This is a genomic window from Micromonospora sp. M51 (assembly GCF_018070305.1).
In the GTDB taxonomy this organism is placed as follows: domain Bacteria; phylum Actinomycetota; class Actinomycetes; order Mycobacteriales; family Micromonosporaceae; genus Micromonospora; species Micromonospora parva.
Genome location: NZ_JAGPXZ010001091.1, coordinates 1 through 1,463, shown reverse-complemented (window position 1 = coordinate 1,463; position 1,463 = coordinate 1). Strand labels below are relative to the sequence as shown.

The window sequence follows — 1,463 nt, the reverse complement described above, 5'->3', positions numbered from 1 at the left end:
GTGCCGGACCACCTTCCGCGCGGTGCGGTCGCGATACCGGTGCTGGAACTGGCACCGCGATGGTTCGCCGCCGGGGCCGCCCTGGTCAGTGGCCGCACCCTCGGCCCGGTCGCGGCGGTCGCGCTGCTGACCACCGACCCTCGTCCGCTGCTCGTCGACCCGCTGCGGGAGCCACCGTCGCCGGAGCCGCTGGACCTGACGCCGGCCCAGCGGGTCGCCCGGTTCCGGGCGATGGCCTCGGACGAGGCCCGTCAACTCGCCGAGTTCCTTGCCGCCGCACCGCTGACACTGCCGGTGATGCGCCTGGTGCAGCGCCTCATGCTGCCACGCTCACAGCCGCAGGACCTCGCCGAGGTCTACCTGAGCGGGCTGCTGCGCCACGCGGCGAGCTGGGCCGAGGACACGCCGGTCGAACAGGCCCGCTACGAGTTCCTTCCCGGCGTACGGCAGGAACTACTCTCCGGACTGCGGGTCGGTGAGGCGCTGCGGATCCTCGACGTCGTTTCCCGCTACGGCAACGAGCACATGGGCGCGGCTCTGGACTTTCCGGCGCTGCTCGCCGGACAGGTCTCGGACCGGCTGGCGACCCGACTGGGCCGCCCGTTCGCCGAGGTGGCCTACACGGTGCTGCGTAGCCTGGGAGGCCGGTACTCGGAACTCGCGCGGCGGCTGGCTCCGGCCGCCCTCGGCCCGCCAGCCACGCCAACGCAGCGGACCGACCGGCGGCTACCGATCGCGGCCACACCCGAAGAGGGGGACGACATGACCGCACAGACCGCTCCAGGAGATCGGGGCCGTTCCAGCGTCGGGGAGCAGCCAGCGGTGTTCGGGAACGTGCCGCCCCGCAACCCCGACTTCACCGGGCGGGAAGAACTGCTCAACGTGCTGCGCCAGCGGTTGACCGACAACGTCACCGCGGTGCTGCCGCACACCGTGCACGGCCTCGGCGGAGTCGGCAAGAGCCAGCTCGCCGTGGAGTACGTCTACAAGTACGCCAGCGACTACGACCTGATCTGGTGGGTTCCGGCCGAACAACCGACCCGGATCCGGGAGTCGCTCGTCGCCCTGGCCCGCAAGCTCGATCTGGTCAGCGACGACGTCGACGTGTCGCAGGCCCTGGAGACCGTGTACGACGCATTGCGCACCGGACGGCCGTACGGCCGGTGGCTGCTGGTCTTCGACAACGCGACCCGGGCCGAGGACCTGATGCCGTTTCTCAGCAACCCCGGCGGGCATGTGCTCATCACCTCCCGCAACCACAACTGGGCCGGGGTGGCGGACAGCATCGAGGTGGATGTCTTCACCCGGGAGGAGAGCATCGAGCTGATCCGGCGGCGGCTGCCGGAGCTGGACGACGAGGACACCGACCGGCTGGCGGAGCAGCTGGGGGACCTGCCGCTGGCCCTGGAGCAGGCGGCGGCCTGGATGCTGGCGACCGGCACCCCGATCGACGAGTACCTCGG

General features: G+C 71.4%; 1 protein-coding gene. It reads left to right on the top strand.

Annotated elements, in window-relative coordinates:
- Positions 1 to 1,463, top strand: a 1,463-nt coding sequence (gene fxsT / locus KBX53_RS32710; RefSeq protein WP_247676563.1) for an FxSxx-COOH system tetratricopeptide repeat protein, incomplete at both ends; no start/stop codon positions are given.